At 67.0% G+C, this 15,012-nt stretch carries 14 protein-coding genes and 2 pseudogenes; 2 read left to right on the top strand and 14 right to left on the bottom strand.

The annotated features are described in order from the left end of the window. Positions 1-16: 16 nt before the first annotated feature. Positions 17-825, top strand: a pseudogene (locus ACQPYK_RS49555) (ExeA family protein). Positions 826-1,367: 542 nt separating this feature from the next. Next, entirely contained in the window at positions 1,368-1,799 is a 432-nt protein-coding gene (locus ACQPYK_RS49550; protein WP_433259230.1) for a hypothetical protein, read from the top strand. A gap of 129 nt (positions 1,800-1,928) precedes the next feature. Here the strand turns inward: ACQPYK_RS49550 and ACQPYK_RS49545 are convergent, their stop codons facing one another. From ACQPYK_RS49545 to ACQPYK_RS49480, 14 genes and pseudogenes are all read right to left on the bottom strand, one after another. Then, positions 1,929-2,549 carry a hypothetical protein gene (locus tag ACQPYK_RS49545; protein ID WP_433259228.1) on the bottom strand — a complete coding sequence of 207 codons (621 nt, stop codon included), beginning with the start codon at positions 2,547-2,549 and terminating at the stop codon, positions 1,929-1,931. A gap of 192 nt (positions 2,550-2,741) precedes the next feature. Continuing rightward, the gene (locus ACQPYK_RS49540; protein WP_433259227.1) at positions 2,742-3,254 is read right to left on the bottom strand and encodes a single-stranded DNA-binding protein; all 513 of its coding nucleotides are present in this window, start codon (positions 3,252-3,254) and stop codon (positions 2,742-2,744) included. A 439-nt stretch (positions 3,255-3,693) separates the two neighbouring features. Further along, the gene (locus ACQPYK_RS49535) at positions 3,694-4,056 is read right to left on the bottom strand and encodes a hypothetical protein (RefSeq protein ID WP_433259226.1); all 363 of its coding nucleotides are present in this window, start codon (positions 4,054-4,056) and stop codon (positions 3,694-3,696) included. Positions 4,057-4,497: 441 nt separating this feature from the next. Further along, positions 4,498-4,914: a hypothetical protein gene (locus ACQPYK_RS49530; RefSeq protein ID WP_433259225.1), complete on the bottom strand. Its 417-nt coding sequence runs from the start codon at positions 4,912-4,914 to the stop codon at positions 4,498-4,500. A 106-nt stretch (positions 4,915-5,020) separates the two neighbouring features. Then, positions 5,021-6,883 (bottom strand): hypothetical protein, encoded by a 1,863-nt coding sequence (locus ACQPYK_RS49525; RefSeq protein ID WP_433259224.1) that lies wholly within the window; start codon positions 6,881-6,883, stop codon positions 5,021-5,023. Continuing rightward, positions 6,880-7,827, bottom strand: a complete 948-nt coding sequence (locus tag ACQPYK_RS49520) for an AAA family ATPase (protein ID WP_433259222.1) — start codon at positions 7,825-7,827, stop codon at positions 6,880-6,882. The genes ACQPYK_RS49525 and ACQPYK_RS49520 overlap by 4 nt, the downstream gene beginning before the upstream one ends. A gap of 40 nt (positions 7,828-7,867) precedes the next feature. After that, entirely contained in the window at positions 7,868-8,221 is a 354-nt protein-coding gene (locus ACQPYK_RS49515; RefSeq protein WP_433259220.1) for a WGR domain-containing protein, read from the bottom strand. 78 nt (positions 8,222-8,299) lie between these two features. Beyond that, positions 8,300-9,073 (bottom strand): hypothetical protein, encoded by a 774-nt coding sequence (locus ACQPYK_RS49510; RefSeq protein ID WP_433259219.1) that lies wholly within the window; start codon positions 9,071-9,073, stop codon positions 8,300-8,302. A gap of 14 nt (positions 9,074-9,087) precedes the next feature. Then, entirely contained in the window at positions 9,088-9,864 is a 777-nt protein-coding gene (locus tag ACQPYK_RS49505; RefSeq protein ID WP_433259218.1) for a hypothetical protein, read from the bottom strand. Further along, positions 9,861-10,217, bottom strand: a complete 357-nt coding sequence (locus tag ACQPYK_RS49500) for a hypothetical protein (protein WP_433259217.1) — start codon at positions 10,215-10,217, stop codon at positions 9,861-9,863. The genes ACQPYK_RS49505 and ACQPYK_RS49500 overlap by 4 nt, the downstream gene beginning before the upstream one ends. 581 nt (positions 10,218-10,798) lie before the next feature. Continuing rightward, a complete protein-coding gene (locus ACQPYK_RS49495) occupies positions 10,799-12,496 on the bottom strand; it encodes a ParB/RepB/Spo0J family partition protein (protein ID WP_433259800.1) in 1,698 nt (565 codons plus the stop codon). 345 nt (positions 12,497-12,841) lie between these two features. Further along, positions 12,842-13,216 (bottom strand): hypothetical protein, encoded by a 375-nt coding sequence (locus ACQPYK_RS49490; protein WP_433259215.1) that lies wholly within the window; start codon positions 13,214-13,216, stop codon positions 12,842-12,844. Positions 13,217-13,532: 316 nt separating this feature from the next. Then, complete coding sequence (locus tag ACQPYK_RS49485; RefSeq protein WP_433259214.1) at positions 13,533-14,249, bottom strand: hypothetical protein; 717 nt, start codon at positions 14,247-14,249, stop codon at positions 13,533-13,535. After that, a pseudogene (locus ACQPYK_RS49480) lies at positions 14,215-14,816 on the bottom strand (DUF6915 family protein). Before ACQPYK_RS49480 ends, ACQPYK_RS49485 begins: the two are co-directional and overlap by 35 nt. Positions 14,817-15,012: the final 196 nt, after the last annotated feature.

Below are 15,012 nucleotides of genomic sequence, written 5' to 3'. Positions count from 1 at the left end.
TCCATCGAGGATCAGCGTGATTGAGAAACTGCAGGCCCACTACGGCTTTTCCCGCATGCCCTTCGGCCGGGACCTGGCGCCCGGCATGCTACACCGCCACGGCTCCCACAACGAGGCCGTCGCCCGCATCAGCTGGTGCATCAGCGAACGCTCCATCGGCGTGGTCACCGGTGAGGTCGGCGCCGGCAAGACCGTCTCGGTCCGCACCGCCCTGGCCGGCCTGGACCCCTCTAAGCACACCGTCATCTACCTGCCCAACCCGATGATCGGCGTCCGCGGCATCCACGAGGAGATCGTCAACACCTTCGGCCAGCACCCCGCCCACCTCGGTTCCCGCCTGGCCGTCCAGGTCGGCAAGGCCCTGGTGGCCGAACGCGAAGAACGGGACGCACCCCCGTCCTGGTCCTGGACGAGGCCCACCTGCTCAACTACGAGCAGTTGGAGACGGTGCGCATGCTCACCAACCAGGGCATGGATCAGGACTCGCCGCTGGCCTGCCTGCTGGTCGGCCAGCCCACTTTGCGCCGGACCATGAAATTGGCGGTCCTGGCCGCTCTCGAACAACGCACTGCCCTTCGTTACACGATGCCGGGGATGACTTCGGCCGAGACCGCCAGCTATGTCAAACACCACCTCAACCTGGTCGGGCGCCCTGATCAGCTATTCACCGAGGACGCGATGTCCTTGATCCACACCACCTCGCGGGGCTATCCCCGGGCGGTCAATAACCTGTCGCTGCAGTCCCTGGTCGCCGCGTTCGCCTCGGGCAAGAACCTCGTCGACGAGGCCGCAGCCCGCTCCGCGGTCAGCGAGGTGGTCGATTGACCGACCGGCACCATGCCGACGAACGACGACACCTCGCCGATGGACACCCCGCCGGACCCGCCACCGGCGGGGTGTTCTCGTTCCAGACCGTCGGCATCCTGAACGCCTGATTCATCGGCATTTTCAGCGCCGGGCAACACTCGGGGTAGTCGCTGGGGTCGAAGTCGTCCTCCTGGCGGAGGCCCGCAACCGTGTGGGCTGCCCGCTCGACGCTGACGGGATTCTCGTACACACCGTCGATCGTCGTAGCGGTAATCTCCACGCCGGGCGGCCGCGGTAGCGGCGACCTGTGCGGCGAAGTCGCCGAGCTTGGGTCGGTGAGGGCTATGGGTTCTTCCGTTGAGGAACGTGAAAGGGATGATCGGCCAGGGCGGGCGTATGGTCTTCGCGGCGGATGGGTTCGCTGCCGCACCGGTTCTGTAGCGGAGATGACGCACTGGAGTGCCTTACTCCCTGGGCAGACAGCGGTGCGGACAGGAGGCGGTGGTTACTTCCGGGCAGGCTCTTTCCGAAAGACGAAGTGATCGTTACTTTGATCAGTTATGGAAGTCAGGGACAGAGTCAGCGACGTTGAGCAGAGAGCCCAGAAGATCTTCGAAGACCGCATGCCAGTCATTCGCGAGCTGGCTGCGGCAACAGCTCAGCTCGAGGACATCGATGACAAGATCGCCAACCTCGGCAAGGATCGCGCGGCTATAGCAAAGACCCTCAAGCAGCTGTATGAGCAGGCGGTGCGGGAAGGCTGGAGACCGGAGAACTTAGGGGACCTGGGTTTCGAGAGCGAGCCGGGGCGGTCACGTGGCCGTCCCCGTACGGTCCGCGGCAAGCAGCGCAGGCCGAGGACAGTTCGAAAGGACTCAGCTGCGGCGGATACCGGGCTGGAGCTGGACCCTGCGCTCGAGGGAGACCGCCAGGGTGCGCGACCGCCGGCAGAGGCAGGTTTCTCCTGGCCGTCGGAGACGCATCGCGATTGAGCATGAATGCTCGCCAGCTCGAAGGCACGCTCGCGGCCGCAGGACGATCAGCGGCCGGTGAAGTGTTCTGCTCTGGCGCGCGGTGCACCCGGCAGCGGCATGCCCTTGCCGGGTGACAGCGGGGCGGGGTCAGAACGGAGGGTCACCTTGCTGGAGCTCTCGCTCCGCGCACGGCGGGCACAGCCCGAACCGCGGGGCCGTACCAGGGCAGCCGAAGCAGCGCCACTGCCAGCGGCCGTCCTTGGAGACGGCGATCAGGACACTGACGCCGGTGTAGTCGCCGAACCGGCTGCAGGTGTGCAGCGCCTTGTCCGCGCGACCACTGCCGTCCGGCTCCACCTGGCTGGTCACGGAGAAGTTTCCGCAGTGATCCCAGAACAGACCCATTCCGTCTTGGGGCGGAGCGGGCGGGCAGTTGTCCAGTTCGCGGGAAGCGTCCAGGCCGGATATGACGGCTGGGGTCAGGAATCCTCCGGGAGGGAGTGTCTGCCAGTGCATCGGCCAGAGCGGGTAGAGGTCGACGTCTTCTCCCCTGGTGACCATTTCTTCCAGGGTGACCATGCGGCGAAAGGTGGTGCGGTCCTCGTCGCAGCCGTAGTGGCGCAGCACCTCAGCAACCGTGTCCAGGCCTTCAGCGGAAACGATGGCGACGACGTGGGTCGAGACAGGAAGCTCTGGATGATCTCTCAGGAATCGCACGAGCCCTTCCAACTCGTCGATGGCGGACTCGCGCGATAGGGACCTGACCATGTGCAGCCTCCTTGTGCGGAACGGGGGCGAGGAAAGGAGCCGGTGGCCGTGCCGGGACCCCCGAGCTCGGCACGGCCGCGTCCAGCACGCAGACCGGACGATGGGAAAGCCCTGGCCTGCGAGAGCACAGGCCAGGGCTGATCGAAGTAGATCTAAAACGGTGTTTCGCCGCAGAGGGCGGCTGGAGGAGGCCTAGAACGGCGGCTCGTCGCTGAAGTCGTTACCGTTACCCTGGGGCCGCTCCGCGCCGTAGCCGCCGTTCTGGGGCCCGGCCGGTGTCGCCGAAGCCCACGGGTCGTTGGCCGGGCCGCCGAAGCCGCCTCCGCCGCCGTTTTGACGGGCAACCTTGTTGACCTTGGCGGTCGCGTTCTTCAGGGAGGGGCCGACCTCGTCGACCTCGACCTCGTAGACGGTGCGCTTCTCCCCCTCCTTGGTCTCGTACGTCCGCTGGCGCAGCCGGCCCTGGACGATGACGCGCATGCCCTTGCCCATGGTCTCGGCGACGTTCTCGGCGGCCTGCCGCCAGATCTGGCAGGTCAGGAACAGGCCTTCGCCGTCCTTCCACTCGTTGGTGGTCTTGTCCAGGAAGCGGGGGGTGGAGGCGATCCGGAAGCGGGCGACCGCCTGCCCGGTCGGGGTGAAGCGCAGCTCGACCTCGTCGACGAGGTTACCGACGATGGTGATTGACGTGTCTCCAATAGCCATGACGCGCACCTTTCGCCTGGTCACGTTCTCGGGTGGTACCGCCGGGGTGGCGGTGGGGTTTCCGTCCCGAACGACTGCAGGCAGCGGTGCCGGCGAGCTTGGGTGGCAAGGCGGGCGGCCGCCCGTCAAGATGTTTTGCGCCCTTCGACCCCGGAGGGTGGCTATGCAGGCGAAGGGCGCAAAAGATCTTGTAAGGGCGGGGGTTTCCGCCCACCTTGCCACCCGACGCCGGGGCCGCACGATGCAGGGAGTCGGGGACGGAATCCCGCTGTCGGCCTCTTGTGCTGCTCTCCTTGCATGGCCGCGGGCCCGGCCCTGTCAAGGCCGGGCCCGCGGATCTCGCGTCTGACGGCCCCCTTCCAATGGAAGGTGTGCCGCCGGGTAGGGAGCAGCTCTGGGATGTAATCCAAGGGAGAACCACACCGACTCGACAGCAGGGTCATCGACCGGTACGGCTGCTCTCCCTTGGCGAGTCGGTGCATGCTGCGGGGGAGGCGAATGTCTGGTGCGTCTCGGATACGGGCCGGCCATCGATGGCGAGTTGCAGTAGCTCGCGGGAACGGTCATTGCGGGTGTGAAAGTCGCAGTGCACGCCTGCGCCGGGTTCAGGGGAGACGAAGATCTCCACGTCTCCGGCCTGCACGTAGGCGATCTGCTGGCCATCTTGGCTTTCCAGGACTTCAACGTCTACCGGTGTGGTCTGCGGGAACAGGCGGCCGGTGGCTCGGACGATGTCAGCGATGCCGGGTAAGGCATCAGGGGTTGCACCGAGACGTGTGAGGACCGCGTGGATGGTGTCCATGGCGGCTTGGTCGGTGATGGGGATTCGGCCCGGCGGATCGGGGGGCGAGTGGGCAGCGGCGTGCATGGCGAGGAGGGTTCCTGTGGTTGAAGGGCTGGTCAGTAGCGGCGGTCGGGATGGCAGCGGCTGTTGACCGGCCCGTCGGTGGAGCGGGATGGGCCGGTCAATAGGCGAATGCTGGGGGCGGAGCACCTGAGCTGCCATGTCGGCCGCGGGCAGGGCGCGGTCAGGCACGTGGAGGCGACTGGTGTAGTTCATGCCCTGGCTCTGGGCGTCCTCCGTGGATCAGGAGCGGATCAGGGGTGTCGTCCAGGGCTCCTGCGGCCGCCAGCTGATCTGCTCGGGTCGTGAACGGCGTGGCTGACCCGGCTCGCGGCGGGCCGGGCAGCGGGGGCCAAGATGACCACAGATGATGATCTGCAGGGCTGATATCCACTGGAGTCAGGAGGGGATAGTGATCCACTCGGTGTAGGGAGCGGTGAGGCGGCCGTGCTGGTCAAGGGCGGCGACGCGGACGACGATGTCGCTGCCCTCACCTGCCATGCTGTGGAGACCATGTGCCTGCAGGTGCATGCGGCGGGTGTTCATGTTGTAGACGGGCACGGGCGCGGTCTGGCCGTCGGCGTTGCGGGTGCCGTACTGGATGGTGTGGCCGCGGGGCAAGTCGTGCCAGTCGGAGACGACATCGGCGACGCGGTTATGGGCGTAATGGTCGGTCCGGACGATACGGAAAAGCGTCTCACCGGGAGTGCACGGCAGGTTCCAGTGCGAAGGGTAGTCGTAGAGGTCATATTCGGTGATGGTGCCGTCGGGTGCGCGGGTGGCGTACTGGATGTCGTGCTCAAACAGGTCGTCCATCGGATTCCTTCGGGAATGGTCAGTTGAGGGAGTAGCCGTAGCGGGCCTGCCGCCGGTGATGACGTCCGGGCCCGATCGGCGGCAGGGGAGCGTCGCGGTGTGCTGGTCAGGCGTTAGCCCGGCGGAGGGCGTCGATCGCGGTCTGGCCGATAGCGCGAGCAGCCTCCTGTGGACGTGTCGCCGATACGGGGACTGCGCCGGGCAGTACGTGGGCGGTGCCGTCCAGGCACAGCTGCAGCACTCCGCAGCCGTATCGAGTCAGCCGTTCGATCAGTGCTTGGGTAGTGCGCATCTGAACCGTCCCATCCAATTCGCCGTCGGAGGCGATGACCAGCAGGCGGGCTCCTCGCCCGGTGGCCAGCCCCAGCGCCCCGTCCAGTGCCCGAATCGCTTCGGGCAGGACGCTGGTGCCCTCGTTGGTGTTGAGGATGGGTACCTGGCCGGGTACCTGGCCGGGCCATGTCAACGGAGTCAGGGCACTCCCCCAGGCCAGCGTGGCCGAACGGCCCTGCACCTGCGCGACGGCGTGGGCCATCACCCACGACAGGCTGGCCATCGCGCGAGCGGTGTCCTCCATGGAGCCGGAGACGTCGACGGCGATACCGACCGTCAGCGGCGGCTGGTCGACGTGACGGCGGCGCAGCTGACGGAAAGGCTGTGCGGTGACCGGCAGGCCCATGGCGTGCTGGGCCGCGGCGAGCACGGCGGTCCGGCCCGACAGCCGTCCGGGTGGCAGCGCGCTGGAGGTGACGGTGGTGGCACGACCGCGGTAGCGGACCCGGCGCAGCTGAATGGCCAAGGTGTTGGCGGCCACCCGCTCGACTGTTGCAGGCGAGCGCTGTCCGGTTACCGGTCCGTCCGGAGTGGTGCCGTGGCCGCCGCCGGGAGTGAATGTGGAGGCGGCTTGGGCGGCAGCGGCGGCGCGTTCGGTGGCCTCGTGGGCGCGGCCGGCCATGGCGTCGGCGTCCGGAGCGTGGGCCGCTTCGAGGTCGGCCAGGTCGGCAGCCGCCTGGGTGATGCTGGCCTCGGACACTTCCCCGGCCAGGTCGGCCACCGCGTCCGCCAGTGGGTGCGCGCTGCTCGCGGAGGCTCCACTTGCGCTCGCGCCGTCGGAGTCGGAGGCCGAGCCGCCTGCGGCAGGCGCGCCCAGCGCACAGCCCATACCAGGGGGGAACGGGAGGGCGTCGGGGAAGTCGTCGTCGAGGCCAAGGAGATCACGGATTTCCTCGGCGAGAGTGAACAGGCCGTCGACGTCGCCTTCGTTCAGGGCCAGGGCCTGACACCACCGATCGGTGAGCTCAGCCAGGACCTGGTCGCCGAGCACGTCTCGTACCTGCTGATCGATCGCGTCGACGTCGGCGGCATCCAGTACGCCGGCGTCGACGCGGCCCAGAATCAAGATCGCACTGAATCCGGCGGCTAGGCGCAGCTGCTGCTCGGTCGGCTCGTCGGGCAGGTCCGGCGGTTTGATCAGATGGCGTGCGGCGGCGCGCAGCCATCGCCGGTCGGTGGGACGGTGACGCAGCTGACCCGCTTCGATCCACAGCTCCTCCAGCCAACCGGCCAGCTCGCCCGCACGGGGTGCGGTGCGGCTGCGTTCGGCCGGTTCGGAGGTGTTCCAGCCGTGGGCCCGGGCGTGACCGGCCTCATGGCAGCACAATCCGATCAGCACCGGGTGCGCCAACCGCCCGTGGGTGGTGGTGGGATCGACATCGGCGGGATCGGTGCCGGGTGGCAGGGCGAGGTCCCCGTTGATGACGATCTCGGCCCGCGTGATGTCGAAGAGTGCTGCGGGGACGTCCTCGGGCTGGTCCCAGACCGTGTCCAGCAGGACATCGGTGCGGCCGGTCAAGACTCCGATGATGTGGTTCAGGCGGGCGGTGAGTTCCTGGCGTGCCTGATCGAGGTGTGGATCGGTGGGAGAGGCGAGGGCGGTGCGGCGGCGCTGCGCGGTGGGGAATGTGCTCATGCGCCGTAGCGGCCTTCCACTCGAGCGGCGGTGACGTTGGGGAAGAACTTGCGCAGCGCGGTGATCAGTTCATCGCGGTCGTGTTCCGGGGCGCTGGCGGCCAGTGCGGCTGCTGCGTACTGCGGTCCGTAGGCCGGGGCGAGGTCGCGGAAGGAGAGGAGTTCACGCAGCTGCGGTGACCAGGTGATCTCTCCCTTGATGCGGCGCCGGTCCAGGTTCTCGGCGATGGTGACGACCGTGTCGGGCACGCCGAGCTCACGCGCCAGCTGCCAGTCGGTGCCCACGAGCAGGTGGTGAGCGAAGCGGCTCTTGAGCGCTTCCGACAGCTGCGCGCCGGGCACATCGGGGTTGCAGGCGGCGACCACCATCCAGCGCGGTCCCAGCTTCAGCGGCGGCAGCTGGGGGTTCATGGTGATCTGCAGAACGCTGCGGCCGTCCATGAGCGGGTACAGGATCGACAGCACCTTCGGGTCGATGAGGGCGATCTCGTCGACCAGCAGTGGTACGTCTTTCAGCACCGAGCGGTGCAGCGGTCCAGGTGCCCAGGTGAAGGCGCGGGTGACCGGGTCCTGAACGAAGGTGCCGACCAGGTCGGCCTCGGTCAGGTCGGCTGAGCCGATGACCGACTCCAGGCCCGGTGCATCGTGATAGGCGGCTTCGATCATCGCGGTCTTACCGGTGCCGGGCGGCCCGTACAGCAGGACGCTCTCGCGGCGAAGCTGGGCAGCACGCATCAGTGCCAGGTCCTCGTGCGGTCCGATCTGCCGCGGCTTGTAGATCTGACCGTTGGGGCGCATGCGTTCTCCTACCGGCGCCAGCGCCACCGGTCGGGCCACCGCCGTGGCCGCGGAAGTCATGCCGGTGGGAACACCGGAATAAAAGTCGTCATCACTGGTGAGGTCGGCCAGTATCTGGGCGGCCTGAGTGGCCGTAGGAGTGCTCATGAACGGCTCTTTTCGTTGCTCAGGGACATGTCGGGGAGGATCAGCAGGCGTTCAGGAATTGGTTGATGAGCTCGGCGCGGGCAAGGGAGTCGCCCCGGACACAGTGGGTGATGAGCTGGTCAGGCACGGTGAATCGCACCGGTTCGATCGATCCCGTGTAGCCCTTGAGCTCCTTGGCGCGGGTGGTGTCGACGACCTTGTCCCGGGCCTCAGTGACGGAGTCGAACTGCGCGACCCGAAAACTTCCGCTTTGGCCGATTCGGCCGTAATTGGTCACCACGGTCGAGCCGGCGACGACCAACCGGTAGAACTTGCGATGGTTGCGCTTAGGGTCGATCAGCTCCAGCTCCCAGCCGACCGCCAAGGTGTCGGCGTCCGGTGCTTTTGTGATCACAAGGTGCCTCCAGGAAAGAAAAGAGCCCGGCCGATGGCCGGGCCCGCAGGACGTGGTCGGTAACGCGAAGGCGGAAGATCAGGAGGACGGAGTGCTCAGACCGAGCTGCGCCAACACCTCAGGGCTGAGCTGCGCCAGGTGGGCCAGCAGTTCCGGGTCCGGCTGAGGGGCGGCCGCCGCGGCCGGGGCAGGTGTCGGGGGGACGGCCGGCGGAGTGAAGGTCGGCGCGGGCGGGGCGGGAATCGTGGGCATCGTGCTCTGGGCCGCCAGGGCCTGCAGCAGCTGCTGCGGGCTCATCGCAGGTGCGGTGCTGATAGGCGCGGAAACCCCCATCGCAGGAGCGGTGCTGATAGGCGCGGAGACCCCGACAGGCACTGCGGCCGGGACCCGGGCAGCATCAGCGGGTTCAGCGGCCATCAACACAGCGTTGGCGGCACCGGCCGGAGGCGCGTACTCGGCGACATACAACTTAGGCGGCTTACCGCCGGCGATGGTCGGCTCGTCGTCGCCGACGTAGGTGACCGACAGCCATCCGTCCAGGGTCAGGCCGGTGGCACCGGTCCGGCGGATCGCGTCGCGCACGGCGAGGCGCATGCGGCCCTTGACGTACAGGGCACGGTGACCGTTGTCGTTGGGGATATCGCCGCGGCGCTCGTTGGTGGCCAAGTGGACGACGACCTGCATACGAGGCGTGCCGTCGTCCCACACCTTCACCTTGCCGGTGCCGAACTCGGTCTGCTGGACCGGTTCGGGAAGCCGGATGACGCGGCCGCCGACGGTAGTGCCCATCGCCAGGAAGGACGCCGACTTCAGACCGCCGGCCATGAGCAGGTCGTTCGCAGTGGTTGTCACGAGGTGACTCCTTGTCAAATGAGTGAACTAGGGGTGAGAAGATCGAATGCGCCGGAGCAACTGCGGGTCAGATCCGCACTGCCAGGGCGAAACCATGGGCAGTACGGGCAGTTGGCGTCTGCGGTGCGCAGTAGCGGCAGCACCGCCGGGCCGACCGTGTCCACGGCAGCGGCGATCGCGTCGGTGCGTTTGTTCGCATTCAGCGCGATCTGTTCGTCGTAGGGCTCGTACCACCAGTGGCGGTGCACGAGTTCTTGATTGCGAGGCAGGAACGCGATGGCCACATGGGTCACCGGCAGGCCGCGGCGCCGGAAGCCGAGACCGTATTCATGGACCTGGACCCGGTATTGCTGGCCGGGGCCGCGGGAGCGGTAGCGCTGCAGAGAGGTCTTGCCGACCAGCTTCCAGTCGATGACGATCCCGGTGACGCCGTCGGGGAAACCGACGTACACGTCGCTGGTGCCGTCGATGTCTTCGCCGCCGATCCGGCCGACGTCGACCTTCTGCTCGACCAGCACCCACGCGCCGTTCGGCAGCACCACGCCCTTCAGGTCAGTGGCGAGCTGGGCGTGCATGGCGGTACCGATGTAGGCCAGCCAGGGCACATGCGGGTTGCACGGGGCGACGCCGGCCAGGTGGAAGCCCAGCCGCCGGTCGCACTCGCAGCCGATCTCCGACGGTCCCAGCCGTTTTTGCAAGGAACGCGGCTGATGGGTGATGGCGTGCTTGAGAGCGGCGTCCAGGTGCTGGATGACATCGGGCATCGGGTCGTGCAGGGCCAGAACGCTCATGGACTGGCGGACTTGGGTTTGGTCGCCGCGGCCGCGTTGGCCAAGGTGAAGCGACGGCTGGGGTTGCCGACCTTGGCGTAGGACTGCAGCAGCGGTATGACCTCGGGGTGATCGAGGCGCAGGCGCTTGTAGTCCGTGGTGGTTTTGCCTTTGACGTGCCGCCAGTACACGGCCTCCACGCCGTGGACGGTGCCGATCTCGGCGTTCCCGAGGGCGTTCTTCAGGTGGGTTTCGGCGATCTCCCAGTACTCGTTGAGTTTCTGTCGGCGCTCCTCGATGACCCGCAGCACCTCCACGTAGGGGGCGATCTCGGCGGGCAGTTCAACCGCAGGCGGAATCGTCGGGGAGGTCATCGGGTGTCCTCCTGGCGCGCGGTGTCGGGTGCGTGGCTGGCCGGGGCTGCATGGCGGTAGATCTGCTTGCGCAGGCGCTGCTTCTGGCAACGGCGGATCATGCGCCATCCACCGCGGCGGGAGCGCGGGCAGCATCGGCACGAGAAGCTCGATCCGAGACAAACTCCGCGGTTGGGCGGGTTGGCGAGCATGCTCATCGGCATGGGCTTCGGTTTCCTTTCGGTAGAAATGCCGATGGGCCTCGCGCCAGTGTGGAAACGCCCGCAGGAGGCCCATCGGGAAGAGGAAGAGATCAGGGGCAGGCGCCGCCCGGTCATGCGGGATAGCGGCTAGAGCTGAGGGGTCAGTGAGGCGGGTTCGTGGCCCCGGTGACAGATCAACGCGTTGCTGTTGACGCTGCAGCCGGAAGCGCTGTGGGTTACCAGGGGTGTTTGTCGCCGATGACGCGCGGGTGTCTATCCCCACCGCTCGGGTGCAGTGGCTTTGGGCATGCGTCACCAGGGCAGAGCACGCATGCCGTCAGCTCGCCTGCGCAACCGGCTGCGAGATGATGTCGTCGCCAGCGAGCGCAGGACCGGCGATCACGGGGACGAGCTGGGGCCGCTGTCGTTCAGCGAGACGTCGTTGAGGTCTACCCGTGCGTCGGGGTGGTGCTTCTCCCCCTCCACCAGGTCTACGGGATAGCCCAGGGGCGCGGGGTCCACCTCGGTCTCAGCCGGAGCGGTGGTCTCATCCGGGTCGAAGGGCGTGTCGATTCTGTCGTCGCTCTCCTGGTCGTCAAGGGCGTCGCTGCCGGGGTTCTCACCTCGATACATGACGCCGTCGACGGTGGATGCGCTGTCGTCAACGGGCGCATGGCTGGCCGCTAGGTCACCGGTGGAAGTGTGCTGCTCTTGTGGGCCGACTACCTCGATGAGGCCGTCGTCAGCATCGGAGCCGACCAGGTCACCTTGGTACTCGCGGCCTTCTCTGACCGCCTGTTCGATCGGCTGCAGCTGGTGGCCGAGGCTCTGGCAGATCGTCAGCCACCGCTGGGCGACGGTCCGGTTCTCCGGGCGGCCCATGTCGTCGGTGCGCCACAGGTAGACGGAGTAGCTGGGCTGGGTCATCCAGTACTCCATCGCAGCGATGACCCGCGCCATCAGCGTCCAGGTCAGCCGCCCGGTGGAGGCGTTGGCGATCGTGCTGGCGCTGGGCGCCTTACCGACCAGCTCGTCGTAGAACGGCTTGTAGTCGATCATGCCGAACAGGTCGCGCAGAGGCTCGGGCGGATCGGCGGTCAGCAGCTCGGTGACGATTTTCAGCACCCGCTGGTTGGGGTCGGAGCGGGTGGGCAGCTTCGTCTTCCACCACTTGAGTCGAAGCTCACCGCACTCACGCCAGGCGGTGTTACCTTCGCGCACCTGCCGGGTCGGCAGCTTCGACTTCTCCTCGGGCTTCTGCGGCGGCTCATAGCCGTGGCTTTCGGGGCAGGTGCAGTAGAAGCTGGGCCGGGTCCGGGATGGAAAGTAGGCGCCGTGGCCGGGGCAGTTGGCGTGCGTCTCCGGGGTGAACGTCTTGCCGCCGGCGTCTTCCAGGCGCCACAGGTTGACCGCGCCCTCGGGCATCTCCTCGGTGACCGTGACCCCTGCGGCCTGCAGCTCGTCGATTAGCCGGGCCATCTCGGCGGCTTCCCGCCGGTTGGTGTTGACGATCCTGACGGCGTAGATGACGCCCTGGCCTTGCTTGATGCGCTCGACGATCTCCTCCCGCGCATTCGGCGGCACATCCGGGTCCTGCTCCTGAGCCGCCAGCAGCGCCTCCTCTTCGTGGGTGAGCTGGTGATGCGGGGCAGCAGCGGCCATGACCGCGCGAGTTTCCGGTGACAGACTGCCCGCCTGGATGGCCAGCTCCACCTGCTTGCGACTCTTGCCGGTGGCCTGCTGCAGTCGTTCAGCGTTTACGCCCAGCTGATCAAGGGCGAACAAGGCCTGGGCGGCCTCCCCATCTGTCAGCTTCTTATGGTGCATGCTGGTTTTCAGCTGCCCCAGCAGCATGGCCTCCTGACTGTTGGCCAGGTGCGGCTTGATGCGGCACAGCAGCTCCTTGCCGCCGGCCGCCCGGGTGCCCCGAAGCCGGCGGTGGCCGTCGTGCACGCGGAACATGCCGGGGTTGTTCGGGGAGGGAAAGACGATCAGGTCGACTTCGGGGGCGCCCTCGTCCTTGATGGTCTGAACGTATTCCTCGGTGATGCCGTAGTCGGTGCGGACGTTGAGCGGGTTCTCCTCGAGCCGGTCCAGGGGGATGACGGCGTACGGCGGGTAGTCGGGACCTGCCAGCGCATCCTGTTCGGGCGTGCTCGCCGGTTCGCCCGGCGGTGAACGGCGCGGCGGCGCTTGGCGGATCTAGCGACTGTGGTCATGAGATTCCTTTCAATTCAGATGGCCGGGGCGGCCCTGCCGATCGGCATGGTGAGTCAGTACGGCAAAGCGGAGACTTGGCACGATGAAGCGGAGGTCAGGGCTGCCAGGCTCAGCACGTGCGATGTGCTGAGCTCAGGTCACCTGCGTCGACAGCGGTGGATGCCGCCCTGCGGACGCAAGCGAGTGATCGCCTGAGTCACCGAATGAGGAAGGTGATGGGCACTATCGGTGCCCTGGAGCAGACTCGTCCTGGCCGTGGCTGGCCACGGTGATCGAGCCGTTCAACAGCTCCCAGCCGACCGACGCGCACACATAGGCGACTTCGCCGATCACGACGACATCGCCCACGCTCAGCGAGCGGTTGCTGCGCTCGCGGTAGGCCTGGGCACGCTCGTCGTCACCGACGTTGAAGGTCTCGTATGCCTCTTCCAGAACCTGGGCGGGATTGCGGGCATGCTCGGCCGGGATGTCGTAGGCGTAGACCCGCATCATCGGGTCGGCGGGATGCCAACCCCGCAGAAGGCACAGGTGATTGGTGTTGTGCCAGATGGCCACGGTGATGAACAACTGCTCGACGGGGCGTTGTGGGGGAAACATGCGGACTCCTCACCAGGTGAGCCGCCGGGGTGGCGGCGCGGGATCCAGATCCCGAACGACCGCATCAAGCGGTGCCGGCGGGCTCGGGTGGCAAGGCGGGCAGGGGTTTCGCCCGCCTTGCCACCCGAGCCCGGGGCCGCAGAATGCGGGGAGTCGGGGCGGGCCCGTGTCCTCGCCTCGGCCTCCTGCCTTATGCGCTCGCGGCCTTGGCCTCTGCAGAGGCCAAGGCCGCGCACTTTCGCTTATCTGAAGGGGCCGTGCCTGCGGATCATCTCGTTGTGCAGCCCGTCGCCCGTGGACGGTGCCTTCCGCTGGGTCATTCATGGTCGTAGGTGTCGACGGTGATGCCGTCGCGCGTGATGGTGATCTCGGCGTGGTCTCCGAAGGCGTCCAGCAGCACGTTGTCGGAGTAGCCGGAGGAGATGGCGTTCGACAGAGCAAGACAGCGGTCGTAGCGGTCCTCGTCCGGGCCGGTGTAGGAAAGCTGTGTGTGGACGCGGGTGACTGAGTCCCAGACGCGAGGTCGCTCACCGAGCGTGGGATGGTGATTGCCGACCAAGTGGTTCCGGCGCCAGTCCCATTCGTCACCGGCTTCAGGAGCCGGGTCAGCATCGGTACGGATCCACAGGCTTCCTGCGCTGAAGATGCATTCGTCGCCGTCGTTGAAGTATGGCGTGCACTGCTGCCAGCCGAAGGCCTGCACGGTGGGGTCGTCTAGGACGGCCTGCATGAGAGGCGCGAATTCCTCGATCGGCTTCTGCTCGTCCTTGTTCGACCGGATGATCTCGCCTTCGATGGGGATGCCGAGGAAGGTCGTGGTGAAGGTCAGCGGCCCATTGCAAGACAAGGCCGGATCACCATTAGCGGTGCTGATCTCGGTGTCACCTGAAGCGTTCGTGAGGTAGCTTTCGGCGATCTGGCGGTAGTGATCAAGCTGGGCTTGTCGGCGGTCGATTAAGCGCAAGACCTCCTTGTAGGTGGCGACCTCGGAGGACGGCTCAACCGGAGATTGGGTCGTCGGCTGGGATGTCATCAGATGATCTCCTCTCGTCGAGAGTGGTGAGACTGAGCGCGGATAAAGGAAGCTGTGTGGACTTGCTGCCGCTCATCCACCGCTGGATTGGCATGCCGCCGATGTAGTCGGCGGGGCTGGGGAGCCAGCCGAGGTCCTCGATGATGTGGCGTTCGGCGATCTCCCTCACGGGGATCTGCTTGCTCGCACGGTGATCGTGCGGCCGAAGATCATCTGGCAGAGCCACACGCCGAGCGTGTGGTGGTAGAGGGAGCGATGCCGTACGTCACCGATGACCTGCTTGGAGGAGTCGATGAATTCGTGGATCGGCAGGTAGTCCTCAGGTATGCCGCCCCATCTGTGGGCGGAGGATTTGGCATGGAAGAACGAGTTCACTGACACCTCGGTAAGTGAGGGCGAGTACGGGACCGCCTCCTCGCCCACGATCTCGGCGCCGGTCGCTCTGCCAGAGCGACCGGCCGAGCTGGCATAGAGCCCGCAGGAGGCGGTGCGCTGTGCGAACGTGTGCTGAAGGCAGGTGTCAGCCGCCTTAACGGATGCGCAGTGCGCTTTAGGCAGGGATCTCATCCGGCCGAGCAGGCGCGACGGCAGGCGCAAAAATCTTGTGAAGGTAGGGGGTCTCCACCCGCCTGGCACCGATGCCACAGACTGGGCGGAGCCGGGCGGACGACCCGGCAGGTCCAGCCATCCGTTGCACCAGGTGAGTTTGCGTAAGATCGCGCGCAAAGCGACGGCGTCGCGATTGCCTTGGGTGAGGCGGGTC

The sequence above is a fragment of the Streptosporangium sp. CA-135522 genome (assembly GCF_050949235.1).
Taxonomy (GTDB): domain Bacteria; phylum Actinomycetota; class Actinomycetes; order Streptosporangiales; family Streptosporangiaceae; genus Streptosporangium.
This window is presented reverse-complemented; position numbering and strand designations above follow the sequence as displayed.

What these genes read in the sequence shown, in the direction of transcription:
- ACQPYK_RS49550 (WP_433259230.1), top strand. Translation starts at nt 1,368, where the DNA reads ATGGAAGTCAGGGACAGAGTCAGCGACGTTGAGCAGAGAGCCCAGAAG.
- ACQPYK_RS49545 (WP_433259228.1), bottom strand. Translation starts at nt 2,549, where the DNA reads ATGGTCAGGTCCCTATCGCGCGAGTCCGCCATCGACGAGTTGGAAGGG.
- ACQPYK_RS49540 (WP_433259227.1), bottom strand. Translation starts at nt 3,254, where the DNA reads ATGGCTATTGGAGACACGTCAATCACCATCGTCGGTAACCTCGTCGAC.
- ACQPYK_RS49535 (WP_433259226.1), bottom strand. Translation starts at nt 4,056, where the DNA reads ATGGACACCATCCACGCGGTCCTCACACGTCTCGGTGCAACCCCTGAT.
- ACQPYK_RS49530 (WP_433259225.1), bottom strand. Translation starts at nt 4,914, where the DNA reads ATGGACGACCTGTTTGAGCACGACATCCAGTACGCCACCCGCGCACCC.
- ACQPYK_RS49525 (WP_433259224.1), bottom strand. Translation starts at nt 6,883, where the DNA reads ATGAGCACATTCCCCACCGCGCAGCGCCGCCGCACCGCCCTCGCCTCT.
- ACQPYK_RS49520 (WP_433259222.1), bottom strand. Translation starts at nt 7,827, where the DNA reads ATGAGCACTCCTACGGCCACTCAGGCCGCCCAGATACTGGCCGACCTC.
- ACQPYK_RS49505 (WP_433259218.1), bottom strand. Translation starts at nt 9,864, where the DNA reads ATGAGCGTTCTGGCCCTGCACGACCCGATGCCCGATGTCATCCAGCAC.
- ACQPYK_RS49500 (WP_433259217.1), bottom strand. Translation starts at nt 10,217, where the DNA reads ATGACCTCCCCGACGATTCCGCCTGCGGTTGAACTGCCCGCCGAGATC.
- ACQPYK_RS49490 (WP_433259215.1), bottom strand. Translation starts at nt 13,216, where the DNA reads ATGTTTCCCCCACAACGCCCCGTCGAGCAGTTGTTCATCACCGTGGCC.
- ACQPYK_RS49485 (WP_433259214.1), bottom strand. Translation starts at nt 14,249, where the DNA reads ATGACATCCCAGCCGACGACCCAATCTCCGGTTGAGCCGTCCTCCGAG.